The organism is Streptomyces sp. MK7 (genome assembly GCF_032658145.1).
In the GTDB taxonomy this organism is placed as follows: domain Bacteria; phylum Actinomycetota; class Actinomycetes; order Streptomycetales; family Streptomycetaceae; genus Streptomyces; species Streptomyces spiralis.
In genome coordinates this window covers 158,333-180,146 of sequence record NZ_JAVACL010000012.1, presented here as the reverse complement: position 1 = coordinate 180,146, position 21,814 = coordinate 158,333, and the positions used below count along the sequence as shown (strand labels likewise).

Genomic DNA, 21,814 nt, shown 5'->3' with positions numbered 1-21,814 from the left:
CGCCCGAAGGGCGGGGCCCGCGGCGTCTGGCGGTCGTCGCGCACCCGGACGACCTCGAGTACGGCTGCTCGGCGGCGATCGCCCGGTGGACCGACGGCGGCCGCGAGGCCGCCTACGTCCTCGCCACCCGCGGCGAGGCGGGGATCGACACCCTCGCGCCGGACACGTGCGGCGCCCTGCGGGAGGGGGAGCAGCGGGCGAGCGCGGCCGTCGTGGGCGTGACGACGGTGGAGTTCCTCGACCACCGGGACGGCGTGATCGAGTACGGCACGGCGCTGCGCCGCGACATCGCCGCCGCCATCCGCCGTCACCGTCCCGAACTGGTCATCACCCTCAACCACCGCGACACCTGGGGCGGCCTGGTCTGGAACACCCCGGACCATGCGGCCGTGGGCCGCGCCACCCTGGACGCGGCGGGCGACGCGGGCAACCGCTGGTCTTCCCGGAACTCGCCGAGCAGGGCCTCGAGCCCTGGAACGGGGTGCGCTGGGTCGCCGTCGCCGGTTCCGCCACGCCCACCCATGCCGTGGCCGCCGGGCCGGGCCTGGACCGGGCGGTCCGCTCGCTGCTCGAACACCGCAGCTACATCGAGGCGTTGACCGACGAGGACCCGGAACGGTACGCGCGCGGCTTCCTGACCATGAGCACCGAGGCGGCGGGCGAACGGTTCGGCGGGAAACCGGCGGTGGCGTTCGAATTGTTCGGCCGCTGACGGGCCGGGTGCCTACGATGATCCAGATGGATCCAGCGGAGGGGATGACCGGCATGGACGACCAGGAGAACCTGGCGCGGCGCTTCGAGGAGCACCGCGGTCAGCTGCGGGCGGTGGCCTACCGCATGCTCGGCTCGCTGCCGGAGGCCGAGGACGCCGTGCAGGAGGCCTGGCTGAGGCTGACCCGCGCGGACGCGGACGCCATCGACAACCTGGCCGCCTGGCTGACCACCGTCATCGGCCGGATCTGCCTCGATCTGCTGCGCACCCGCACCTCGCGCCGTGAGGAACCGATGGACGAGACCTTCGTCCCCGACCCCGTGCTGCGGCCCCTGACCCGGATCGACCCGGAGCAGGAGGCGCTCCAGGCCGACTCGGTGGGGCTCGCCCTGCTGGTCGTGCTGGAGACGCTGGAGCCGGACGAGCGGCTGGCGTTCGTGCTGCACGACCTGTTCGCGGTGCCGTTCGACGACATCGCCCCGATCGTGGAGCGCACCCCGCCCGCGACCCGGCAGCTTGCCAGCCGTGCCCGCCGCCGGGTCCAGGGCGCCACCCCGTCCACCGAAACCGACTTCGGACGGCAGCGGCAGGTCCTCGACGCCTTCCTGGCCGCCTCGCGCGGCGGCGACTTCGAGGCACTGGTCGCCGTGCTCCACCCCGACGTGGTGCTGCGGGTCGACGCCGGCGCCCTGGTCCGGGGCGGCGCCGTCTCCAAGGTGGTGCACGGGGCCAGGACGGTGGCCGCGCAGGCGCTCACCTTCTCCCAGTACGCGGGGTCGGCACGGCTCGTCCTGGTCAACGGCACGGTCGGAGTGGCCAACGCCCCCGAGGGCCGGCCGCTGTCGGTCATGGGCGTCACCATCGCCGACGGCCGGATCACCCACATGTACATCCTGGCCGACACCGAGCGGCTGGAACGGCTGGACCTGCCCGCCGTCCTGGCGGACTGACGGCCGCGGGCCGGTCTGGACAAGTCGCCGCGCGGGTCATCCGGTTGCCCCGCCTGCCCACCCGGTGACGGGCTCCTCGCCAGGCCCGCCTTCTCCGCCCACGACGGAACCCGCCCCGCCCACCACGTGAGCGGGGACGGCCCGCCGGTGAGCCGCCTGCCGGGCGGTCCCGTGCGGGCCTCGGCCCGTCCCGGCGACCTCGGGGGCGTGTCCGCCCACCGGCGACCGGTGAGGCCGGACCTGCGGGACAGCGGGCAGCCGACGACCGGGCGCTTCACGGCCACCACCGCCGTCTTCCTGCGCCGACCGGGTGGTCCGGGGCCGGCCCCGCAGGTCAGTAGGGTGGACGACATGCCAGACCAGACAGCCGGCACGGCCGGCCGGCCCGATGTGCCCCACCGGCCCGACCTGCGCGGCGACTGCGCGAACTGCTTCGGGCTGTGCTGCGTGGCCCTGCCCTTCGCCGCCTCGGCGGACTTCGCGCTCGACAAGCCGGCCGGGAAGCCCTGCCCGAACCTCCAGAGCGACCACCGGTGCGGCATCCACGCGCGGCTCAGGCAGAAGGGCTTCACCGGCTGCACGGTCTACGACTGCTTCGGCGCCGGCCAGAAGGTCTCCCAGGTCACCTTCGCCGGCCGGGACTGGCGTGACGGCTCCCGCGAGGACGCCCGGCGGATGTCCGAGGTGTTCCCGGTCGTGCGCCAGCTGCACGAACTGCTGTGGTACCTGACCGAGGCGCTGGGTCTGCCCGCCGCCCGCGCCGTCCACGCCGACCTGCGCCGGGCCCTGGAGAAGACCGAGCGGCTCGCTCTGCTGCCGCCCGAGGAACTCACCGAGCTCGACGTCGGCGCCCACCGGCAGGACGTCAACGTGCTCCTGCTGCGCACCAGCGAGCTGGCCCGGTCCGCGGTGCCCGGCAGGAAGGGCAGGGGCAAGGACCGGCGGGGCGCCGACCTGATCGGCGCCCGGCTGCGGGGCGCCGACCTGCGCGGGGCCAGCCTGCGCGGCGCCTATCTGATCGCCGCCGACCTCACCGGGGCCGATCTGCGCGGTGCGGATCTGATCGGCGCCGACCTGCGGGACGCCGACCTCACGGACGCCGATCTCACCGGTGCGTTCTTCCTGACCCAGCCGCAGCTCGACGCGGCCCGGGGCGGCGAGGGCACCCGGCTGCCGGTGTCAGTCACCCGTCCGGTGCACTGGGCAGCGCGCGGCTGAGCGCCCCTCCTCGCCCGGGACCGGAACTCGATCGTCCGGGACCGGGACCCGTGCCGCCCCGGCCGGGCCCGGTTCCGGGGCCGGTGGCGCGGCGGGGGCCGTCCGCCGCTCGAGGCGCAGCCGCAGGCCCTCCGGCATGAGGGTCAGCCGCTCGGTCACCTTCAACCGGTAGCCCGGATCGGCGTGCAGGTCGTAGCGGCGCAGCAGCAGGCCGAGGACCAGGGTCGCCTCGTGCAGGGCGAACTGGCGGCCGATACAGGCCCGGGCTCCGGTGCCGAACGGCTTGAAGACGTGCGGTGGCCGGGCCCGTACGGCCCGCGCCTCGAACCGGTCCGGGTCGAACCGCTCCGCGTCCGCGCCCCACACCTCGGGGTCGCGGTGCAGCATGGTCGTCAGCACCAGCGTCCAGGCGCCCCGGCGCATCGGATGTTCCCCGGCCAGCACCGTGTCCCGCAGGGCCTCGCGGGCGAAGGCGGGTGCGGTCGGCCAGAGCCGAAGCGACTCGTCCAGCACCCGGCGCACGTACCGCAGCTTGGCGACCTGCTCGTAGCCGGGCGTCGGCGTGTCCCCCCACACACGGTCCACCTCGGCCCGGGCGCGGGCCGCGACGTCCGGGTGCCGGGCGAGGTGGTGGAGCGCGAAGGACAGCGTGCCCGAGGTGGTCTCGTGGCCCGCGACCAGGAAGGTGATCACCTGACGGCGCACGTTCTCCGGGGACAGCCGCTCCCCGGTGTCCGGGTGGGCGGTCTCGAGCATCCGGTCGAGCAGGTCCCCGTTCCCGGCCCCGTCTTCGCCCGCCGTGCGCCGGGCGCGGACGAGGTCGTCGACCGTGCGGTTGAGGTAGGCGATGTCGGCGGCGTTGCGGCGGGTGGCACCCCGCAGCAGATAGCGGGCCAGCGGGGCCGGGACGGTGTTGAGCCGCTGCGCGTAGGAGAGGGTGCCGACCATCGCGGTGACGAACGGGTGCGGACGGGAGCGCTCGAAGGAGCCGAAGTCGTGCCCGAAGCCGGTGCGCGCGATGGTCTCCAGGGTCAGCTTGGTCATGTCGCCGGGCACGTCCACGGTGCGGCCGGCGGCGAGCGCCCGGTCCCAGTGGTCGGTGAGCCGGGCGGCCACGTCCAGCATCATCACGTGGTAGCCGGCCATCGCCTCCCGGCTGAAGCCCGGGGCCAGGACGTCGTGCGCCAGCTGCCAGTTGGGCTCGTGGTTGTACGCCGTGAACAGGCCGTCCCCGGCCACCGGCCGCAGGTTGGCCACGCCGAGGCCCACGTGCTTGGCGAAGCGTGTCTCGTCCGCCAGGTCGGCGGCCAGCCGCGAGCCCCAGACGAACACGAACTCCTTGCCGAACACCCTGCGCCGGAAGATCGGGCCGAGCATGCGGGCGTAGCGCATCGAATCCTGCACGGGCGCGCGCCGGTCTGCGCCGAGCACATCGCCGAGGAGCGGGAGCCGGTGCGGCGGATGCGGGATGCGGTGCAGTTCCGGCCAGCCCAGCTCCGCCCCGCGGAATCCTTTCGGCAGTCCGGCGGGTCCGGCAGGTGCGGTAGCTCCCATGGTTCGGGCGGGTTCCGCAGGTCCGGTGGGTCCGGTTCCGGTCGTCGTCCGCGCCATGCCGCTCGTCTCCCCGTTCGCCCTCGGTGTTGTACGTGGATTCAATAGCGGTTTTCAGTCTGGTCCCGTTGTTGAACCGGCGTCAAGTAGAGTGCGGGCATGGCCGCGAACCAGGGGGAGCGGCGCACGCGCCGCCGGCTCAGCACGGAGGAACGCCGCGAGCAGCTGCTGTCGGTCGGGGCGCGGCTGTTCTCCGAGAGCCCCTACGACGACGTGTGGATCGAGCAGGTCGCCGAGATCGCGGGTGTCTCGCGGGGGCTGCTCTACCACTACTTCCCGAACAAACGGGACTTCTTCGCGGCGGTCGTGGAGCGGGAGAGCGAGCGGATGCTGCGGATGACCGCGGCCGTGCCCGGGGTGCCGGTGCGCGAGCAGCTCGCGGCGGGGCTCGACACCTACCTGGAGTACGTCCAGGCCCATGCCCACGGCTACCGCGCCTTCCACCGCGCGGACGCGGCGGGCGACCAGGCCGTGCGCCGCGTCTACCAGCGGGCGCTGGCCGCGCAGGAGCAGCAGATCCTGGCCGCGCTCGCCGCGGACCCCGAGTTCGGCCCGCTCGCCGCCCGGCGCCCCGACCTCGCACTCGCGGTGCGTGGCTGGCTCGCCTTCACCACCGCCGTCTGCCTGGAGTGGCTGCGGGGTCCGGACCTGACGCGGCAACAGGTACGGGACCTGTGCGCACGGGCGCTGCTGGGCGTGCTCGCGCCCTGAGTGGAGCGCCGGGCGTCCGTGTCCGGCCGGGGGCTGCCGCGCACGCCCTGTCCGCCGCCGTCCGTGCCTCCATACGCCCCCGAGGTGCATCTGTCCACGACGGACGCCTGTTGGCGTGCGCCTCGATCTTCTGTAAGTTAGGCAAGGCTTACCTAATGAGGAGGTCGGGATGGGTGACAGCCACACCTGGGCGGCGGTGCCCGGCGCGGCACAGCGGGCGCGATCGGTGCTCGCCGCCGCGTGGTCCTGCGCGGTGACCGCCGAGGGCGGCCGGGAGGACTTCGTCGGCGCGCACACCGTGGACGAGGACGGCCGGGTGCGCCTGCGCCCGTCCGAGGACAGCGCCCTGAGCGCGAGCGCCGTCTGCGCGCCACGCGGTGAACTGCCAGCCGTGGTGGAGTTCGCCGACGTCGCGCCCGTCCCCGTACGCCGGCGGATCCGCGCCCGGCTGTGGCTCGCCGGGCGGTTCGCCGGCGAGGGCGAGCACCTGGTGTTCCGCCCGACGCGCGTGGTGCTGCGGGAGCCGTCCGGCGCCGTCGCGGTCGACCCCGCGGAGTTCGCCGCCGCGGCGCCCGACCCGCTGGCCCCGGCGGAGGCCCGGCTGCTCACCCATCTCGCCGACGCCCACCCCGACGCGGTGGAACGACTCAGCCGGCTCGTCGGGCCCGACAGCCTGCACGGCGCGGTGCGCGTACGGCCGCTCGCCGTGGACCGGCACGCGCTGACCCTGCGCGTCGAGCGCGCCCGCACCGACGGCGACGTACGCCTGCCCTTCCACGCGCCCGCCGACGACATCGGCCGGCTCACCGAGCGCATGCACGTCCTGCTCGCCCAGGCGGGCGCGGCCTCGTGCCCGCACTCCCTACAGCGGCAGCGCGCAGACGGCGACCGGTGAGGCGAACGGCTCACCGGCCAGCCGCAGCGCGCCGCTCACCCGGTCCACGTGGAAGACGCTGACCGTGCTCGACCTCTGGTTCGCCGCGAACAGCAGCCCGCCGTCCGGCGAGAAGGCGATCTGGCGCGGGAAGTCACCGGCCACCGGCACGGTGTCCAGCAGCCTGAGCCGGGACCCGCCCGCCTCGACCGCGTAGCGCGCCAGGCTGTTGTCGCCCCGGTTGGCGAGGTAGGCGAACCGGCCGTCGGCGGTGACCAGGATCTGTGCCGGATGGTTCGTGCCCGCCCCGGAGCCCGTGGACTGCGGCCGGCCGATGGTCAGCCGTCCGGTCGGCGGATCGTAGGCGCAGACGGTGACCGTGTCGTCGACCTCGTCGGCCAGGTAGGCGTACCGGCCGCCGGGGTGGAAGGTCAGGTGGCGCGGCCCGGCGCCGGGCCGGGTGTGCGCCTGGGAGGTCTCGGTGAGCCTGCCGGTGACGGTGTCCAGGCGGTAGGTGTAGACGGTGTCCGTGCCCAGGTCGACGGCGAGGACGTGGCGGCCGTCCGGGGCCGTGACGAACTGGTGGGCGTGCGGGCCCTGCTGTCCGGGACCGGGCGGCGGGCTGGAGTGGGTCACCAGGTCGGTGCGCTCGCCGAGCGCCCCCGAGCCGTCGATCGGATGCACGGCCACGCTGCCGGACTGGTAGTCGGCGCTCAGCAGCCAGCGCCCGCCGGGATGCACGGACAGATGGCAGGGGCCCGCACCACCGGTGGCGCGGGTGCCGAGCACCTTGCGGTCGGCGAGCCGTACGGCGGTCACGCCGCCGTCAGGGCGCTCGTCGACCACGTACAGCGTCCGGCCGTTCGGGTGCACCGCGAGGTAGGAGGGGTCGACGACCCCGGTGAGGGTGCCCCGGCCGGTCACGGCGCCCGTGACCGGGTCGTACACCGCCAGGCCGATGCCCGCACCGCCGCCCTCGATGGACGTGTAGGTGCCCAGGTACAGCGGGCGCGGCCCGGACCCCCCGCCCGCCGGCTTCCCCGTGCCCGCCGCCTCGGGCGCGGCCGTCTCGCCCGGCACCTGCCCGGTCGCGGACCCAGGCCCGGAGCGGGACCCGGGACCGGAGCCGGGCTCGGGCCCCGGGCGTGCCGGAGCCGGAACGGCCACCATCGCGGCGACACCGGCCACGGCACCGACGAACCGGCGCCGGCTCCAGCCTCCGCGCGCCGCCCGCGCTCCACCGTCCATGCCCGCACCCCAGGTCTCGACTGCCTCGGTCGTCACAGGCCACCTTGACCTGGACCACCGCGCACGTGCAAGACCGGCAACCGCGGTTGCACGGCGCGCAATACGGTACCTCCGGGCGCCGGGGGCTACCAGCTGCCGTCGTCGACGGGCTTGCCCGGGGCGTCCTTGAGCGGGGTGATCTGGTGTGGCGACGGTTCCTGCCAGGGCTCGTGGTCGTCACCGAGCCAGTCCCCGACCGGCCGCACCGATCCCAGGCCGTCGGTGGGGGCGAGGTCCTCGGCGTCCTGGTCGTAGTAGTCGAACCAGGGCAGGCCCGCGCGTGTGTACGCGGCGCGGTCCACCGGTGACGGCGGGGGATTCTCACCGGTGATGCGGCGCCACTCCGGGGGCGTCACCAGGTGCACGAACACCCGTCCGGCGGGCTCGCCGGTCCAGTCGCCGGGCGGCCGTTCGTCCCGGTACACCTCCTGGCGCATCGAGCCGCCGACGCCGAGCCCCATCGCGGCGCCGTACGCCTGGGGCGCACTCCCCGGGGCGGCCGCCGGGGCAGCCGGCAACCGCCGCCGTACGATCCCCTCCCGCGCCTGCTGCTCCTGCCACCGGGCCAGCGCGGCCCCGCTCAGCGGGAACGACTGCAACTGCACACCGCCCCACACCTCCTCGCCCGTGACCTGACCCTCCACGGTCGCTCCGAGGCCCAGCGGCACGGCGACGAACTGGCGGACCGTGCCCTTGCCGGAGTGGATGCCGTCCAGCCAGGGCTGGCGCGGCAGCACCACGTAGTTCTGCGGATCCCGGGAGAGCCGGTCGCTCCAGGGCCGGCCCGAGACGGCGCACACCTTGCCCACCCCGACCTGCAGCGCGGCCGGCCGGGTCGTACCGGCGAAGCTCAGCCACATCGCCTCGCGCAGATACACCGGGAGCATCACCCCGCCCCGCGCCCGCCACTGCTCCGGCGCCGTGTCCGGATGGTCCGCCACCCGCCGCAGCGGGAACTCCCCGAGACCCGGCGGCAGCCGATGCGTGCCCGTCTCCGGCAGCCTGAGCGTGCGCATGAACCGCACCGCCACACCGCCCGGCAGGCACAGGGTGTTCCCGTCGATCCGTACCTTCGCGTCGGCCACGCGTCCGTCCCCCTCCGTCGTCCTGTCACAGAGAACGCCCCACGGCGTCCCCGCGGTTCCGCCCCAGCCTGACCGGCGCCCCCAGCCGGTCCGCGAACCGGGTCAGCCGGGACCTGCGTGCGCGCTGCGCGCGGGTGTGCAGGTCCAGCTCCTCCAACAACCGCCTGGAGCGGTGCTCGATGTCCATCTCGTCGAGGATGCGGTTGACCTCGGTCAGCACCGCGCCATGCAGCTGCCACTGACTCGCGTCCCGCTGCGCCTCCTCCAGCAGCAGTTGCGCCAGCTTGTCGCGGGTGGCCGCCGCCTGCCGCAGCTCGGCGGCGAGCCGGGACTCGGCCGACTCGGCACTCACGCTCACATCGGTGGTCACCAGCACCGCGTAGCTGACCACGGCGTCGGAGATCTCGGACAGCTGCTGCTGCACCAGCGGACCGGTCTGCGGTGCGAACAGCGGCTCGGGCTCGCGCGCCTTGGTCAGGTCGGTGAAGGTGCGTGCCAGCACCCGCAGCACGACCGTGCAGATCTCCAGCGTGTCCAGCCCGGTGCGCAGCACCACCCGGTGCAGCAGGCCCTCGCGCACCCGCGGGTTGAGCCGCAGGCTGTCCTCGGCCTGCCGCAGGGCGGCGTCCACGTCGGCGATGTCGTGGTCGAGGCGGCGCGCCTCGTGCAGCCGGGCGGCCGTACGCTCCACCGGCGGGCGGCCGGCCACCTCCTCGCCCATGTGCAGCATCAGCTGCCGCATCCGGCGCGCCAGCCCGTCGATCGACTCGCCCGCGCGTTCGGTCCACACCGGGGGAGCGAGCAGCAGATTGCAGGCCATGCCGACCACCGCGCCGATCAGCGTCTCCACGATCCGCGCCCAGCCGGTGCTGCCGACGGTGGTCACCCCGAGGACCAGCATGGCGCTGATCGCCACCTCGGCCACGAACTCGTCCACCCGCACCAGGTGTCCGACGGCGAGCCCGGCCAGGATCACCAGCGCCAGGCTCCACCAGGTCAGCCCCACCAGCAGGGAGAAGGCGATGGCGACGAGCACCCCCGCCACCACCGAGTTCACCCGGCGGATGCTGGTGGTGAGCGTGGAGAAGAGGGTGACCTGGACGACGAGCAGAGCCGTCAGGGGAGCGGTCAGCGGCGCCGGCTCCGGGCTCAGCTGCTTGGCGATGACATACGCGATCGTCGCCGCGACCGTCGACCGCAGCGCCTGCACGACGACGGGGTCACGGTGCCGGCGCACCAGTCGCACAAGGGGTGCCGTCCACTCACGTACATCTCGCATCCCTTGCGCTGTTCCCCGTTCACCGACGCATCGAACGTCCCGCGTTCGCAGGCGCATCGGTCCTGCCGCACCGGTGCGGCACGTGGCCGGTCCAGGTGATCAGGCGTACAGCTTGTCCAGGAAGGCGGCCAGATTTCCGGTCGCACGGGCGATCTGCTCCTGGAGCGTCAGGCTCTCCTCGAAGCGGGCCCCGGAGTCGGGGACCTTCTTGCCCCGCACGTACAGGGAGCAGGCCAGGTCGGTGCACATGTACACGCCGACCGAGTTGCCCTCGCGGCCCGCCGCGCCGGCCTTGCGGGCGGTCATCAGGGACACCCCGCCGCCGCGGTGCGTGGTCAGGCACAGCGAACACATGCTGCGGTGCAGGAAGCCGCGCTGGGAGGACGGGAAGCGCAGGGCGATGCCTACCAGGCCCCCGGCCCGCTCGGTGACCAGGTAGCTGCGGTCGGGCGCGCCCGGATCCCGCCAGCCCAGGAAGTCGAGGTCGTCCCAGGGACGCTCGTCGAGATCGCGCGGCACGGCCAGGCGCTTGGCCTCGCCCTTGGAGCAGTTGACGAAGGAGTTGCGGATGTCCTGCTCGGTCAGTGGTCTCATGGGAGGCTCCGGGGCGTCGGGCACGGGCACGTCAGCGCGTGCCTGCCTAAAAGTGTTAGTTTCAAGCCTAGGGTAGACAGCTTCGGCGAGGGGTATCCAATGGATTTCGAGGGCGTGCGGCCCCGGCGGGCTCGGGCCGCGCTGCGGCATGTCACCGGGCTGTCGACGGGCCCGGCCGTCGATCCGGACCTGCGCATCACCCTGAACCTCCATCCGGACCGGCTCTGCGGCGGTCTGCCCGTCCTCCGGTCACTCGCCCGGGACGGGGCGTACCACTCGCAGTTCGTGACCGGCACCAGCAACGGCGGTCTCACCGCGCACCCCGGCGGCGACCGCCGGCGCTGGGAGAGCCGGATCTTCGGCGGCGCCTACGACGACGCGCCGGCGACCGAGCGGCCCGTCTACGGCGCCCTGGACTTCCGCCGCCAGGTGGTCGGCGCGGCCCCGCGGTTCGGCTCCTCGCACTTCCGGCTCACCGCGGCGGCCCTCACCCGCGCCACCTTCTGCTACCCGGACAGCGCCGCCGAACCCGCCGACTTCGGCACCGCCGCCGCGATGGCGCTGGTCGCGGTGGCGGGGCCGATGAGCGGGACGCCCTCGACGACTACATCGAAGCCCAGGTCCACGGCGGCGTCGACCTCGCCCGGGACGTCGAGGCGCTGGTCCTGGACGCGAGCTACCGGGGCACGCCCGTCGAGGCCGACGCCCGGAACCTGCCGTGCCCGCTCGAATGGCACCCCGGCTACCGGATCACCGTGGCCGAGCCGCGCCGCCACGGCGACTACCGCGGCCCGGAGCACGCGGACCTCGGCGCCCGGATCGCCGAGGACGGCCGGCTGGACCCGAGGATCATCGGCGTAGCGGCCCGCACCGGCCGCTACGTGGCGCAGGACCTGAGGATGGTCTGGCACACTCTCGCCCGGCACGGGGCGCCCGAAGGTGCGGGGACGGCGCGCGTCCGGGGAACGAGCGCCGGGTGCGCGTCCTGATCGCGACCACGTCTTAATTTATTACGTGGACTAAGGCTGCGAAGAAGTCGCGCCATCATGGCTCGCAGCGGTATGTTGCAGGTCGGGATGGGTCGGGATGGATTCGGACAAGGGAGCCACATGGCGGGGCGGAACGGGCGCACGGTGCGCGATCTCAGGCGGGGCAACCGTACGGCCGTCCTGCAGAGGCTCTACTTCGACGGCCCCCTCAGCCGCTTCGAGCTCGGCCCGGCGACCGGTCTGAGCTCCGGCTCGATCAGCAACGTCGTCGCCGACCTGATCGCCGACGGCCTGGTCGAGGAGGCCGGCAGCGTCGACTCCGACGGCGGGCGCCCGCGCACCCTGCTGCGCGTGGCCCCGGACAGCGGTCACATGATCGGTGTGGACGTCGGCGAGACCCGGGTGCGCATCGAGCTGTTCGACCTCACCCTCACGGAGCTGGCGCGCGCCGAGCGGCCGCTCGCGGCGCAGCGCTACGACGTCGAGGTGATCACCGGGCACATCCGGGACGGGATCGCCGAGGTCCTGGCCGGCGCCGGGCCGGCCCCCGAGCGGCTCCTCGGCGTCGGCATCGGCGTCCCCGGCATCGTCGAGCGCACCGAGGACCGGGGTGCCGTCGTGCACGGGCAGACCATCGGCTGGGACGCGGTACCCCTGGAGGCGCTGCTCCGCAGCGGCTCGCAACTTCCGGAGAGCGTCCCGTACTTCATCGACAACGGCGCCAAGACGCTGGGCCAGGCCGAGATGTGGTTCGGCGCGGGGCGCGGCGCGGGCAACGCGGTGGTGGTGCTCTTCGGCTCCGGTGTCGGCGCCTGCCTGGTCACGCCCGAGGTCGAACGCGGCCGGGCCGTCGAGTGGGGGCACCTGACCGTCCGCGTGCGGGGCCGCCGGTGCCGGTGCGGAGCGCTCGGCTGTCTGGAGGCGTACGCCGGCGCGGAGTCGCTGCTGGCCCGCTGGCGCGAGGAAGGGGGACGGCCGCCGCGCGACACCGACGAGGAGACCGCGTTGACCGCCATGCTGGCCGCCGCGTACCCGCCCGAGGGCACCGCCGCCGACCCCGTGGCGCTCGCCGTGCTCGAGGAGACCGCCGAGTACCTGGGAGCCGGTCTGTCCGACCTGATCAACCTGTTCCAGCCCGAGCGCATCCTCATCGGCGGCTGGGCGGGCCTCCAGCTGGGGGCGCGCTTCCTGCCCGCCGTACGCCGCCACGCCACGGCGTACGCCCTGCGCCACCCGGCCGAGAAGGTGACCGTCGAACTGGGACGCCTGGGTCCCGACGCGGTCACCGTCGGAGCGGCCATCCTGCCGCTCGCCGACTTCTTCGCCCGGGGCGGCCGCCGCGCCGAACCGGAGCCGGCGGACCGGCTCCCGGCCTGGCGGGCGGCGCTGGACGAGCGCAGGTCATGACGACACAGCTCACAACGGGACGAGGGCGTACGTGACGCGTCGGGCCGGGAGGACGTACGGGACAGCTCAGGGCTTGCGGGCCACGCCGCCGTGGATGTCCGTGGGCTCGGGGTCCGTGCCGGGCTCGGGGCGCCACAGCGGGCAGGAGACGATGCCGGGCTCGACCAGCTGGAGCCCCTCGTAGTAGGCGGCGAGCTGCTCCGGGCTGCGCAGGACGTACGGAATGGCGCCGGTGTCGTCGTAGCCCTGCTGGGCCTCCTTGAGCGCCTGGTCGGTGTCGGTGCTGTCGTAGTGGACGAAGCAGCTGCCGGAGGGCAGGGCGGCCTGGAGGCGGCGGACGATCGACTTCGCCTCCTCGTAGTCCTGGATGTGACCGAGGATGCCCATGAGCATCAGGGCGACCGGCCGGTCGAAGTCCAGGGTCTTCGCGGCCCGCTCGATGATCCTCTCCGGGTCGTGCAGGTCCGCGTCGATGTACTCGGTGACACCCTCCCGGGTGCTGGTGAGCAGGGCCTGGGCGTGACGCAGCACCAGCGGGTCGTTGTCGACGTAGACGATGCGCGACTCGGGGGCGATGCGCTGGGCGACCTGGTGGGTGTTGTCGTAGGTCGGCAGCCCGGTGCCGATGTCGAGGAACTGGCGCATGCCGAGTTCGCCGCTCACGTACGTCACCGCGCGGATCAGGTACTGGCGGGAGGCGCGGGCCATCGTCTCGATGGTGGGCGCGTGCTCGCGGTAGGCGTCGCCCGCGATCCGGTCCACCTCGTAGTTGTCCTTGCCGCCCATCCAGTAGTTCCAGATACGGGCCGAGTGCGGCACCGTCGTGTCGATCTTGGACAACGCGTCCTGGTCGGGGGTGAGCCGCTCGTCTGCCATGGAGTTCTCCTGCTGTACGTCACACGCGGTCTGCGGTCCGTCCAAGCTACCGTCAACGTCTTTATGGATGGCTCGAGTTGGTGATTCGCTCCATCGCCGTGGGCGATGGGTGGGGAGCGGGACCACCCGCACGGCGGGAGGTGTCGTGCGGGTGGTCCCGCGTGGTCGGGCCGTCCGGCGGCCCGGCCCGGTTCGGCCGGGGCCCGGCCGCTGTCCGGCCCTGGTCCGGTCGCGGCCCCCGGGTCAGTCGACCAGGAAGTCCGCCAGCCCCGCCTTGGCGCCCTGGAGGAAGGTGATCATCTCTTCCCGGGTGTAGATGAGCGCCGGGCCCTCGGGGTCGGTGGACTGCCGCACGGCCACCCTGCCGTCCGGCAGGCGCTTGGCCTCGACGCAGGAGCCGCCGTTGGTGCCGCTCCAGGGCTTGTGCCAGCCCTCGCGGCCCAGTTCGCCGGCGGGCATGCCGTTGCGGACGGGGACGCCGGATGCCTTGGATGCCATGGATCACAACTCCTTACGCAGTTCGGCCAGGATCTGCCTGGTGCGGGTGACCGGTTCCGCCTGCACGGACATCCGGTCCAGTACTTCGAGGTAGGCGACGACGTCCTCCGGACGGTCGTAGTAGACCGAGCCCGCGAGGTTCTCGGTGTAGACGACGTCGGGCAGTTCGGAGAATCCGAAGCGGAAGTGGTGGAAGGGGCCGTAGGCGCCCGGGTGGGCCCCCACGGAGAAACGCATGATCTGGATGCGCACCTTCTGCATGTCCAAGGCCTCGACGAGCCGGTTCAGTTGGGCCCGCATCACCTCGGCCCCGCCGACGGGGCGGCGCAGCACCGTCTCGTCCAGGATGGCCCACAGCACCGGGGCGTCCGGCTTGGCGAGCAGGTCCTGGCGCCGGACGCGCAGGTCCACGCGGCGGGCGAGCCCCTCCTTCGACTCGTTGGGGAAACCCGTGCGCAGCAGGGCGGCGGCGTACTCGGGCGTCTGCAACAGGCCGGGGACGTAGTGGGGTTCGTAGAGGCGGATGACGCTCGCCTCGCTCTCCAGGCTCACATAGGCCTTGAACCACTCGGGCAGTACGTCGCGGTACTTGTACCACCATCCGGGCTTGTTGGCCTCCCTGGCCATCGCGACGAAGTCGTCGATCTCCGCGGCCGGGACCCCGTAGGCGCGCAGCAGCTCCCTGACGTACGGGATACGCAGCCCGACCTCGGCCTTCTCGATGCGGCGGACCGTCAGCGGGGTGACCTCGATGGCCCGTGCCGCGTCCTCGAAGGACACTCCGGCCTGCTCCCGCAGTTGGCGCAGGCGCTTGCCGAGAACCATCCGCAGGACCGTGGGCGCGCTGCCCCCAGAGCGGTTCTCGCTCACTCCTGACCTCCTGGGACGGCCCGTCACAGCGTGCAGTGTGCCATGCCGTCGGCGCCGGATACAGGGTGATGCGCGTCTGTCTGAAATTATCAGAACGCAGGTTGCGAGCTGAGTGTGTGCCACATCATAGTGATCCGGGGAGCTGCCGCACCGGCCGCCGTCAGGACGGCCAACTGCACGCGGTGGCACCGGAGCTGATGATCCGACAGGTACGGTGCCCGCCCCCCACCGCACGGGACTGCGAGGCGAGACCTGGATGACCACCGTGACCGACGGACAGCCGAACGCCGAGGACGGCCCGGTCGGCTGTGGCACACCGACCGCACTGGTCCGGCCCCCCGGGGCCACCGGCGTCGCCGGTGCACCCGAGCCCGGGGCGCCTGAGTCCGGGGGACCCGCCGTGGACGACCCCGTCCCGCCGGGCGGGCCCGCTCGCCCCGGCGGTCTGCGCTCCACGGTGCCCGCCGATCCTTCCTGGGCGCCGGCGGTGCGGCGCCTGGTGACGGAACACCTCGCGGGGCTGCGACTCCCGGCCGACCAGTGCGACAGCGCGGTGCTGGCGACGGACGAGCTGTTCGCCAACGCGGTCAGGCACGCGAGCACCGACCCGCGCGACACGGTCACGCTCACCGTCGAGTGGAACGCCCGTGGCCTGCGGGTGACGGTGGCCGACCGCTCGCCGGTGCTGCCCCGGCTCCGGACGGCGGACCCCGCGGCCGAGTCGGGGCGCGGGCTGTCCATCGTCGCCGCGCTCGCCGACGACTGGGGGATGGCACCGCCGGAGCCGGGCCGTCCGGGCAAGCGCGTGTGGTTCACCCTGCGGCGGCGAGGCGGGACGCCATGACGTACGACGACGCGGTGCCCGCCGCGCGGGCCACGAGCCGCGCACCGGCCGGCGAGCCCGTGCCGGGCCGTCCACCCGCCGGTGACCCGGAGCCGGTCCGGCGGCTGGCCGGTGACCCGCTCTCGGGCGGTCCCGTGTCCGGGGATCGGGCCTACGGCGGCCCGGTGTCCGGCGATCGGGCCTGCGGCGGCCGGGTGTCCGGGGATCGCGCCCACGGCGGCCCGGTGCGCGCGGACTCGGCGACGACGCTCGGCGCGGGGGTGCCGCGTCAGGACGGGGGAGTGGCAGGAGGTGCGGGTCCCGCGGTGCCGCGTCAGAGCGCGGGCACGGACGGCGAAGCGGGGGTGGTGGGCGAGGCGGTGACGCTGGCGGCGTACCCGGCCCGTGCGGTGGACACGGTCTCGGCGGCGGCCAGGACGGTGCGCCCGTGCCCCGCGCCGCCCGACGCGCCGGCCTCGGCGGCGGCCGTGACGGTGACGCGTCCGGCGGCCGCCTTCGTGGGCACGCCTGTCACGGCCATCGTGGCGGAGACGGCGCGGCGGGCGGACCGGACGGCGCCGGCCGGGCATCCGCGGCGGACGCCGGCGCCGTACCCCGAAGGAGGAGCGGCGGAACCACCGGCAGCCGGGACCGCACCCGCGCCCGCCCAGGACGGATGCCCGCAGGCGCACGCCGACAACTCGCCGCCCGCGCTCGACGCCGTGCGGGACATGCCCGCGGAGGGCGCCTCGGCGCTGGCGGCCGAACTGGTCCGCAGGGCCGGCGAGGACCGGGAACTGACCCGGAAGGCGGGCAGCACCCCCACTCCGGAGCGTCGGCGCCGGGTCGTCGAGTGCCACCGCGAAAACGCCGAGGCGCTCGCGGCGATCGTGCGGAGGCACGGCTGGCCGGCCGTAGACCTCGTGGGACCGGCCGCGTCGACCGCCGCCTTGATGATCCTGCTGCACGCCCCCGGCCTGCGCTTCCGGCTGCGATGCCGGGATCTGATCGCACAGGCGGCGGCCGACGGCCGCTGCCCGGCCGTCCACCTGGCTTACATCGCCGACCACTGCGCCGTGGAACTGGGCGAGCCGCAGTACTACGGGACCCGGATCAACCCCCTGACGCTGCGCCCGTACCCGGTCCGGCGGCCGGAGACGCTCGACGAGCGCCGGCAGGACGTCGGCCTCGGCCCGCTGGAGGAGCAGATGAGGGCACTGCGGTTGCGCGACTGACGAGGTCGAGAGGTTTCGCAGGTCACGGGAGAGGTACCCGCGCCTCGCCTGTGAGAGGACGGACCCGAGAGGAGTACGCCGTGACCGAGCACCGCCGAGAGGCCCCCGGCGAGACCGGCCAGCCGGTACCCCGCGACATGCCGGACCAGCAGGCCCGGCCGGGTGCGGACCCCTGGGAGGCGGCCCAGTCCAGCGCCCGCCGTCCTGCCCGCCCCGAGTCCGGCACCGACGAGGACGTCCCCGACACCGACGAGGCGGGCACCGGCCGCAAGGACAGCCCGAACGCGGCGACCGTGCACCCCGAGCACCCCGCACCGGACGAGCCACCCGGCTGACGGGCCTCGCGCACCGATCGTCGGCCGCGGCCGGCGCCGGTCCGGGCCGGCCATCCTTGCCCGTCAGGCGCCCCTCGGGCTCAGCCGACCTTGCGGCCCTGCATGGGCGCGGTGTCCAGGCCCTCGCCGCGCCGCAGCCCCTGTAGGAACTCCTGGATGACCTCGGTCGCCGTGCGCTCCGGGCGCCAGCCCAGTTCGGTGTGCGCCCGTGTGCAGTCCATCAGGGGAAGGCGGAGCACCGCGTCGAAGAGCTGGGGCGAGGCGGGCAGCAGGTGCAGGCCCCAGGCGGCGGCGATCGCGGAGCGGGCGGCGGCCCGCGGCAGGCGTACGGGCCGGGTGCCCAGCAGTTCGCCCAGCACCTCGGCGTCCAGCGGCGGGTCGGCGGCCAGGTTGAAGGCCCCCCGTACCTCGTGTCGCAGCGCCAGCCGGTAGGCCTCGGCGCCGTCGTCCGTGTGCAGGGCCTGCACGCGCAGGCCCGGGATGTCCGGCAGGAACGGCAGCAGCTCGGGCCGCGCCAGAGGTCCCGGCAGGAACCGGCCGCCGAAGATGCGGCGCTGCTCGCTCGCCGATTCCGCCTTGAAGAGGAACGCCGGGCGCATGCGCACCACCCTGACGTCCTGGTGGTCCCGCTCGAAGGTGTCCAGGGCCCGCTCCAGATATGCCTTCTCCCGGGTGTACGCGGCGTCCGGCCAGCCGTGGGTCGGCCACGACTCGTCCACGGCGTGTTCCTTCGGCCCCGGGGAGTACGCGCCGACCGAGGACGCGTGCACCAGCACCGGCACATGCGCGGCGGCCACCGCGTCGAACACCCGGATGCTCCCGAGCACATTGGTGCGCCAGGTCGTCGCCGGATCGTGGGTCGGCTGGAACGCCCAGGCCAGGTGGATGACGGCGTCGGCGCCCTCGAACTGCCCGGCGAGCCCGGCCTGCTCGGACGCCACGTCGACCGCCACCCACTCCGTCTTCGGCGGCGTCCACCGCGGGACCCGGCGGGCGAGGCCGCGCACCGAGGCGACCTCCGGATCCTCGGAGAGGAGGCGGACGACGCTGGTACCGACGTTGCCGGTGGCGCCCGTGACCACGATCCTGCTGCCCGACGCGCTGCTCACCTGCGGCTCCTCTCGGCGGGGCGGACGGTGCGGACCCCCGAGTACCCCGGTCCGCGCCGATCCACCCGGCCCGGTCGACAGGCCCGGTCGACGCGACCGGTCAACCCCGGCCGATCGACCCGGCGGAAAGAGACACCGGTCGGGAACGGACGCCGTCGGTGTCAGCTCCGTCCTCCGGACGCGAACGCGTTCACGCCGGTCAGCTCCGCGGAGAGGTCCCACAGGCGGGCCGCCTGGTCGGGGTCGACGGCCCAGTCCTTGACTCCGCCGCGCTCATCGCCCTCCTGGGCCGGTTCGGCGATGTCGCAGTCCTCCAGGTAGACGCCGCCCAGGCCGGCAAGTTGCGGGGAGGCCGCGGCCCAGACCTGGGTGGCCGCGCCCTGCTGCGGGGTCTTGAAGCCCTCGGGGTTCAGCACGGTGCCGTTCTCGTCGATCCAGCCGCGCTCGATCATCTCCTCCTTCGGGATGTGGCGCTGGAGCGGGGTGATGATGCCGCCCGGGTGGAGGGCGAACGCCCGGACGCCTCGGTCGCGGGCGAGGGAGTCGAGGTGGACGGCGAACAGGACGTTCGCGGTCTTGGCCTGGCCGTAGGCCTGCCACTTGTCGTAGCCCCGCTGCCAGTGGAGGTCCCAGCGGATGCCGGAGAAGTGGTGGGCGCGGGAGGAGACCGAGACCACGCGGGCGCCGCCCGGCTCGATGGCCGGCCACAGCCGGTTGACGAGGGCGAAGTGGCCGAGGTGGTTCGTCGCGAACTGGGCCTCCCAGCCGGGCCCCACCCGGGTCTCCGGGCAGGCCATGATCCCGGCGTTGTCGATCACGATGTCGATGGTGCGGCCGGAGGCCAGGAACCGATCGGCGAAGGCGCGGACGCTGTCGAGGTCGCCGAGGTCGAGCTCGTCCACCTCGGCACCTTCGACGCCCTCCAGCGCCTCCCGCGCGGCGGCGGGCCGCCGGGCGGGGACGACCACGTGGGCTCCCGCACGGGTCAGCGCGCGCGTGGTCTCCAGGCCGAGGCCCGAGTAGCCGCCGGTGACGACCGCGAGCTTTCCGGTGAGGTCGATGCCGTGCAGGACGTCGTCGGCGGTGCTCGTCGCGCCGAAACCCGAACCGATCTTGTGCTGTTGCGAAGTGCTCATGCCGGGAACGCTACGAATTGGAGTGCTCTCGAAGTCAACCGCGGACGGCCCGGAGCCGTCCGCCGGGGATCACCGGAGCCGTCCGCCGGGGTCCCGGATCCGACCGTCGGGAATCCCGGACAGAGGAAAGCCCCGACCGGACGGGGGAATCACGGTCGGGGCGGTCAGGGTGTGGGCACGCATGGCGGTCGCCTCTCGGCGAGACGCTCCACAGGGCTTCAGCCGAACGATCGTCCCTGTGGGCAATAGGTGAGGCCCGGGGACACTGTCCCATCCGCACCCACGCTCGGTACAACGGGGAGCGACGGTCCGGTGTTCCGGCATCTGCCAGGTTATGTGGTGATCTGTATCACTCCGGTGCGGTGCGCTGCGATGACGTGCGATGACGTGCGGTGCGGCGCGCGGCACGGTCAGCCGGTGCGGCCGAGGGGGCCGGCCGGGAGGGACGACAGGAGGTGGGCGGGGTCGTCGTAGACGGCGTGCGCCCCGGCCCGCTCCAGGTCGTCGCGCGGGATGCCGCCGCACAGAACGCCCACGCAGCGCACCCCGGCCCGGCTGCCGGCCCGCATGTCCCAGACGGTGTCGCCGACGAACACCGCCCGTTCGGCGGGCACCCCGGCCAGTTCGAGGGCGTGTTCGACCGGCTCGGGCGCGGGCTTGCCCTCCTCCACGTCGTCGGCGCTCGCCGTGGCCGCGATGGCGTCGTCCGCGTCGATCGCGCGGCGCAGCGCACTCAGTTCCGGACCGCTCGCCGAGGTGGCCAGCACCACCGTCCAGCCGTCCTGGTGCAGGCGCCGCAGCAGCCGCCCGGCGTCGGCGAGGGCGGGCAGCCGGTCGAAATACTGGGCGTACAGCGCGGTGTGCGCCGCGCTGAGCCGGGCGTCCTGGTCCTGGTCGCGGTCGTCGCCGAGCAGGTGCGCGATCAGGTCGGTGGAGCCGAGCCCCACGGATCGGTGGATGGCGTGCATGGGCACCCGGTGACCCGCCTGCCGGAAGGCCTCCCACCAGGTCGTGACGTGGAGGTGGTTGGTGTCGACGAGCGTTCCGTCGACGTCGAACACGGCGGCACGGTCCACCATCGGCGCATCCCCTCGCTCACGTCGGTTGCCGGGGAGGCCCGGGTACCACGTCAGGCGCCCGCCACTCCGGACGGCGTCCGGCGCTCCCGCGCCCAGGCGAGCAGCTCCTCCCGCGACCAGGTGGTCACCACGCGCTCGGGCGGCACCCCGCACTCCTCGGCCCGCGCGCAGCCGTGGATCTGCCAGTCCAGCTGGCCGGGCGCGTGCGCGTCGGTGTCGACGGAGAACAGCACGCCCGCCTCGACCGCACGGCGCAGCAGCCGCCGCGGCGGATCCAGCCGCTCCGGGCGGCTGTTGATCTCCAGGGCCGTACCGGTCTCGGCGCAGGCCGCGAACACCTCGTCCGCGTCGAACTCCGACTCCGGCCGCCCCCGCCCGGTCAGCAGCCGTCCGGTGCAGTGTCCGAGCACGTCGGAGTGCGGATCGCGGACGGCGGCCACCATCCGGCGGGTCATCGAGCGGGCGTCCATCCGCAGCTTGGAGTGCACCGAGACGACGACCACGTCCAACTGCTCCAGCAGCTCCGGATCCTGGTCGAGCGAGCCGTCCTCGAGGATGTCGCACTCGATGCCGGTCAGCAGCAGGAACGGGGCCCAGGTCTCGTTCAGCCCGGCCACCACTTCCAGCTGCTCGCGCAGCCGCTCCGCGGACAGTCCGCGGGCCACCGTCAGCCGCGGTGAGTGGTCCGTGAGCACCGCCCAGTCGTGCCCGAGGCCCGCCGCGGCCCGGCCCATCTCGTCGATGGGGCTGCCGCCGTCCGACCAGTCGGAGTGCAGATGGCAGTCCCCGCGCAGGCGCGCCAGCAGCTCCCGGCCACCGTCGGCGAGCGGCTCCTGCGCCTCGTCCTCCAGTTTGCGCAGATATCCGGGCACGGTCCCGGCCAGCGCCTCCCGCACCACCTGCGCGGTCTTCGGACCGACGCCCCTGAGCGACTCCAGCGTCCCCGCCGAGGAGCGCTGGGCGACCTCCTCGGCGGGCATCCGCGACAGCGTCCGGGACGCCGTACGGAAGGCGCGCACGCGGTACGTCGGCGCCTGCGACCGCTCCAGCAGGAAGGCGATCCGGTCCAGTGCCTCGACGGGGTCCATCGCCACCTCCGTCACCAGGGTTCCCCAGGTTTGCCCGGGACGCCCCTC

The 21,814-nt window shown here is 74.0% G+C and carries 20 protein-coding genes and 2 pseudogenes; 10 read left to right on the top strand and 12 right to left on the bottom strand.

The genetic code is table 11. The annotated features are described in order from the left end of the window. Positions 1-26: 26 nt before the first annotated feature. The 3 genes and pseudogenes from R2S09_RS16680 to R2S09_RS16670 all read left to right on the top strand — a co-directional run bounded on the left by R2S09_RS16680 (position 27) and on the right by R2S09_RS16670 (position 2,880). Positions 27-712, top strand: a pseudogene (locus tag R2S09_RS16680) (PIG-L deacetylase family protein). Positions 713-765: 53 nt separating this feature from the next. Continuing rightward, complete coding sequence (locus R2S09_RS16675) at positions 766-1,662, top strand: sigma-70 family RNA polymerase sigma factor (protein WP_316741787.1); 897 nt, start codon at positions 766-768, stop codon at positions 1,660-1,662. Between the two features lie 351 nt (positions 1,663-2,013). Continuing rightward, positions 2,014-2,880: a pentapeptide repeat-containing protein gene (locus R2S09_RS16670; protein WP_316741772.1), complete on the top strand. Its 867-nt coding sequence runs from the start codon at positions 2,014-2,016 to the stop codon at positions 2,878-2,880. Here R2S09_RS16670 and R2S09_RS16665 read toward each other — a convergent pair. Further along, positions 2,842-4,434: a cytochrome P450 gene (locus R2S09_RS16665; RefSeq protein WP_316741770.1), complete on the bottom strand. Its 1,593-nt coding sequence runs from the start codon at positions 4,432-4,434 to the stop codon at positions 2,842-2,844. The genes R2S09_RS16670 and R2S09_RS16665 overlap by 39 nt on opposite strands. A gap of 156 nt (positions 4,435-4,590) precedes the next feature. Here R2S09_RS16665 and R2S09_RS16660 point away from each other — a divergent pair, with 156 nt between their 5' ends. Both R2S09_RS16660 and R2S09_RS16655 read left to right on the top strand, forming a co-directional pair. Then, complete coding sequence (locus tag R2S09_RS16660) at positions 4,591-5,202, top strand: TetR/AcrR family transcriptional regulator (RefSeq protein WP_306187207.1); 612 nt, start codon at positions 4,591-4,593, stop codon at positions 5,200-5,202. A 169-nt stretch (positions 5,203-5,371) separates the two neighbouring features. Then, complete coding sequence (locus tag R2S09_RS16655; protein WP_306187206.1) at positions 5,372-6,097, top strand: DUF2470 domain-containing protein; 726 nt, start codon at positions 5,372-5,374, stop codon at positions 6,095-6,097. Here R2S09_RS16655 and R2S09_RS16650 read toward each other — a convergent pair. From R2S09_RS16650 to R2S09_RS16635, 4 genes are all read right to left on the bottom strand, one after another. Further along, entirely contained in the window at positions 6,065-7,324 is a 1,260-nt protein-coding gene (locus tag R2S09_RS16650; protein ID WP_316741785.1) for a lactonase family protein, read from the bottom strand. The genes R2S09_RS16655 and R2S09_RS16650 overlap by 33 nt on opposite strands. Positions 7,325-7,449: 125 nt before the next feature. Continuing rightward, a complete protein-coding gene (locus R2S09_RS16645; RefSeq protein WP_316741767.1) occupies positions 7,450-8,448 on the bottom strand; it encodes a hypothetical protein in 999 nt (332 codons plus the stop codon). Between the two features lie 25 nt (positions 8,449-8,473). Beyond that, positions 8,474-9,727: an aromatic acid exporter family protein gene (locus R2S09_RS16640; RefSeq protein WP_306187203.1), complete on the bottom strand. Its 1,254-nt coding sequence runs from the start codon at positions 9,725-9,727 to the stop codon at positions 8,474-8,476. Between the two features lie 99 nt (positions 9,728-9,826). Continuing rightward, the gene (locus R2S09_RS16635) at positions 9,827-10,321 is read right to left on the bottom strand and encodes an FBP domain-containing protein (RefSeq protein ID WP_306187201.1); all 495 of its coding nucleotides are present in this window, start codon (positions 10,319-10,321) and stop codon (positions 9,827-9,829) included. Positions 10,322-10,420: 99 nt separating this feature from the next. On the opposite strand from R2S09_RS16635, the pseudogene R2S09_RS16630 reads away from it, so the two are divergent. Together R2S09_RS16630 and R2S09_RS16625 are read left to right on the top strand one after the other, a co-directional pair. Next, positions 10,421-11,310: pseudogene (locus tag R2S09_RS16630) on the top strand (DUF3626 domain-containing protein). A gap of 120 nt (positions 11,311-11,430) precedes the next feature. After that, on the top strand, positions 11,431-12,717 hold the full coding sequence (locus tag R2S09_RS16625; protein ID WP_306187199.1) for an ROK family protein: 1,287 nt from the start codon (positions 11,431-11,433) through the stop codon (positions 12,715-12,717). 66 nt (positions 12,718-12,783) lie between these two features. On the opposite strand, the gene R2S09_RS16620 is transcribed toward R2S09_RS16625, so the two are convergent. From R2S09_RS16620 to R2S09_RS16610, 3 genes are all read right to left on the bottom strand, one after another. Then, entirely contained in the window at positions 12,784-13,593 is an 810-nt protein-coding gene (locus R2S09_RS16620) for an SAM-dependent methyltransferase (protein ID WP_306187198.1), read from the bottom strand. A 243-nt stretch (positions 13,594-13,836) separates the two neighbouring features. Continuing rightward, entirely contained in the window at positions 13,837-14,091 is a 255-nt protein-coding gene (locus R2S09_RS16615; RefSeq protein WP_030172391.1) for a DUF397 domain-containing protein, read from the bottom strand. Positions 14,092-14,094: 3 nt separating this feature from the next. Next, positions 14,095-14,961 (bottom strand): helix-turn-helix transcriptional regulator, encoded by an 867-nt coding sequence (locus tag R2S09_RS16610; protein ID WP_306187194.1) that lies wholly within the window; start codon positions 14,959-14,961, stop codon positions 14,095-14,097. Positions 14,962-15,217: 256 nt separating this feature from the next. On the opposite strand from R2S09_RS16610, the gene R2S09_RS16605 reads away from it, so the two are divergent. From R2S09_RS16605 to R2S09_RS16595, 3 genes are all read left to right on the top strand, one after another. Beyond that, positions 15,218-15,805, top strand: a complete 588-nt coding sequence (locus tag R2S09_RS16605; RefSeq protein WP_306187193.1) for an ATP-binding protein — start codon at positions 15,218-15,220, stop codon at positions 15,803-15,805. After that, complete coding sequence (locus R2S09_RS16600; protein WP_316741762.1) at positions 15,802-17,019, top strand: DUF6624 domain-containing protein; 1,218 nt, start codon at positions 15,802-15,804, stop codon at positions 17,017-17,019. Before R2S09_RS16605 ends, R2S09_RS16600 begins: the two co-directional genes overlap by 4 nt. Before the next feature lie 80 nt (positions 17,020-17,099). Beyond that, positions 17,100-17,354: a hypothetical protein gene (locus R2S09_RS16595; protein ID WP_316741760.1), complete on the top strand. Its 255-nt coding sequence runs from the start codon at positions 17,100-17,102 to the stop codon at positions 17,352-17,354. Positions 17,355-17,434: 80 nt separating this feature from the next. On the opposite strand, the gene R2S09_RS16590 is transcribed toward R2S09_RS16595, so the two are convergent. The 4 genes from R2S09_RS16590 to R2S09_RS16575 all read right to left on the bottom strand — a co-directional run bounded on the left by R2S09_RS16590 (position 17,435) and on the right by R2S09_RS16575 (position 21,766). Further along, positions 17,435-18,463, bottom strand: coding sequence for an SDR family oxidoreductase (locus R2S09_RS16590; RefSeq protein ID WP_306187188.1), 1,029 nt, complete (start codon positions 18,461-18,463; stop codon positions 17,435-17,437). 161 nt (positions 18,464-18,624) lie between these two features. After that, a complete protein-coding gene (locus R2S09_RS16585) occupies positions 18,625-19,599 on the bottom strand; it encodes an SDR family NAD(P)-dependent oxidoreductase (protein ID WP_316741758.1) in 975 nt (324 codons plus the stop codon). Between the two features lie 410 nt (positions 19,600-20,009). After that, entirely contained in the window at positions 20,010-20,675 is a 666-nt protein-coding gene (locus R2S09_RS16580; RefSeq protein ID WP_306187470.1) for an HAD family hydrolase, read from the bottom strand. A gap of 53 nt (positions 20,676-20,728) precedes the next feature. Next, entirely contained in the window at positions 20,729-21,766 is a 1,038-nt protein-coding gene (locus R2S09_RS16575) for a PHP domain-containing protein (protein ID WP_316741783.1), read from the bottom strand. Positions 21,767-21,814: the final 48 nt, after the last annotated feature.

Bases quoted from the DNA above. Each gene is read 5' to 3' on its own strand.
- R2S09_RS16675 (WP_316741787.1), top strand. From the start codon at position 766: ATGGACGACCAGGAGAACCTGGCGCGGCGCTTCGAGGAGCACCGCGGT.
- R2S09_RS16670 (WP_316741772.1), top strand. From the start codon at position 2,014: ATGCCAGACCAGACAGCCGGCACGGCCGGCCGGCCCGATGTGCCCCAC.
- R2S09_RS16665 (WP_316741770.1), bottom strand. From the start codon at position 4,434: ATGGGAGCTACCGCACCTGCCGGACCCGCCGGACTGCCGAAAGGATTC.
- R2S09_RS16660 (WP_306187207.1), top strand. From the start codon at position 4,591: ATGGCCGCGAACCAGGGGGAGCGGCGCACGCGCCGCCGGCTCAGCACG.
- R2S09_RS16655 (WP_306187206.1), top strand. From the start codon at position 5,372: ATGGGTGACAGCCACACCTGGGCGGCGGTGCCCGGCGCGGCACAGCGG.
- R2S09_RS16650 (WP_316741785.1), bottom strand. From the start codon at position 7,324: ATGGACGGTGGAGCGCGGGCGGCGCGCGGAGGCTGGAGCCGGCGCCGG.
- R2S09_RS16640 (WP_306187203.1), bottom strand. From the start codon at position 9,727: ATGCGAGATGTACGTGAGTGGACGGCACCCCTTGTGCGACTGGTGCGC.
- R2S09_RS16635 (WP_306187201.1), bottom strand. From the start codon at position 10,321: ATGAGACCACTGACCGAGCAGGACATCCGCAACTCCTTCGTCAACTGC.
- R2S09_RS16625 (WP_306187199.1), top strand. From the start codon at position 11,431: ATGGCGGGGCGGAACGGGCGCACGGTGCGCGATCTCAGGCGGGGCAAC.
- R2S09_RS16620 (WP_306187198.1), bottom strand. From the start codon at position 13,593: ATGGCAGACGAGCGGCTCACCCCCGACCAGGACGCGTTGTCCAAGATC.
- R2S09_RS16615 (WP_030172391.1), bottom strand. From the start codon at position 14,091: ATGGCATCCAAGGCATCCGGCGTCCCCGTCCGCAACGGCATGCCCGCC.
- R2S09_RS16605 (WP_306187193.1), top strand. From the start codon at position 15,218: ATGACCACCGTGACCGACGGACAGCCGAACGCCGAGGACGGCCCGGTC.
- R2S09_RS16600 (WP_316741762.1), top strand. From the start codon at position 15,802: ATGACGTACGACGACGCGGTGCCCGCCGCGCGGGCCACGAGCCGCGCA.
- R2S09_RS16585 (WP_316741758.1), bottom strand. From the start codon at position 19,599: ATGAGCACTTCGCAACAGCACAAGATCGGTTCGGGTTTCGGCGCGACG.
- R2S09_RS16575 (WP_316741783.1), bottom strand. From the start codon at position 21,766: ATGGACCCCGTCGAGGCACTGGACCGGATCGCCTTCCTGCTGGAGCGG.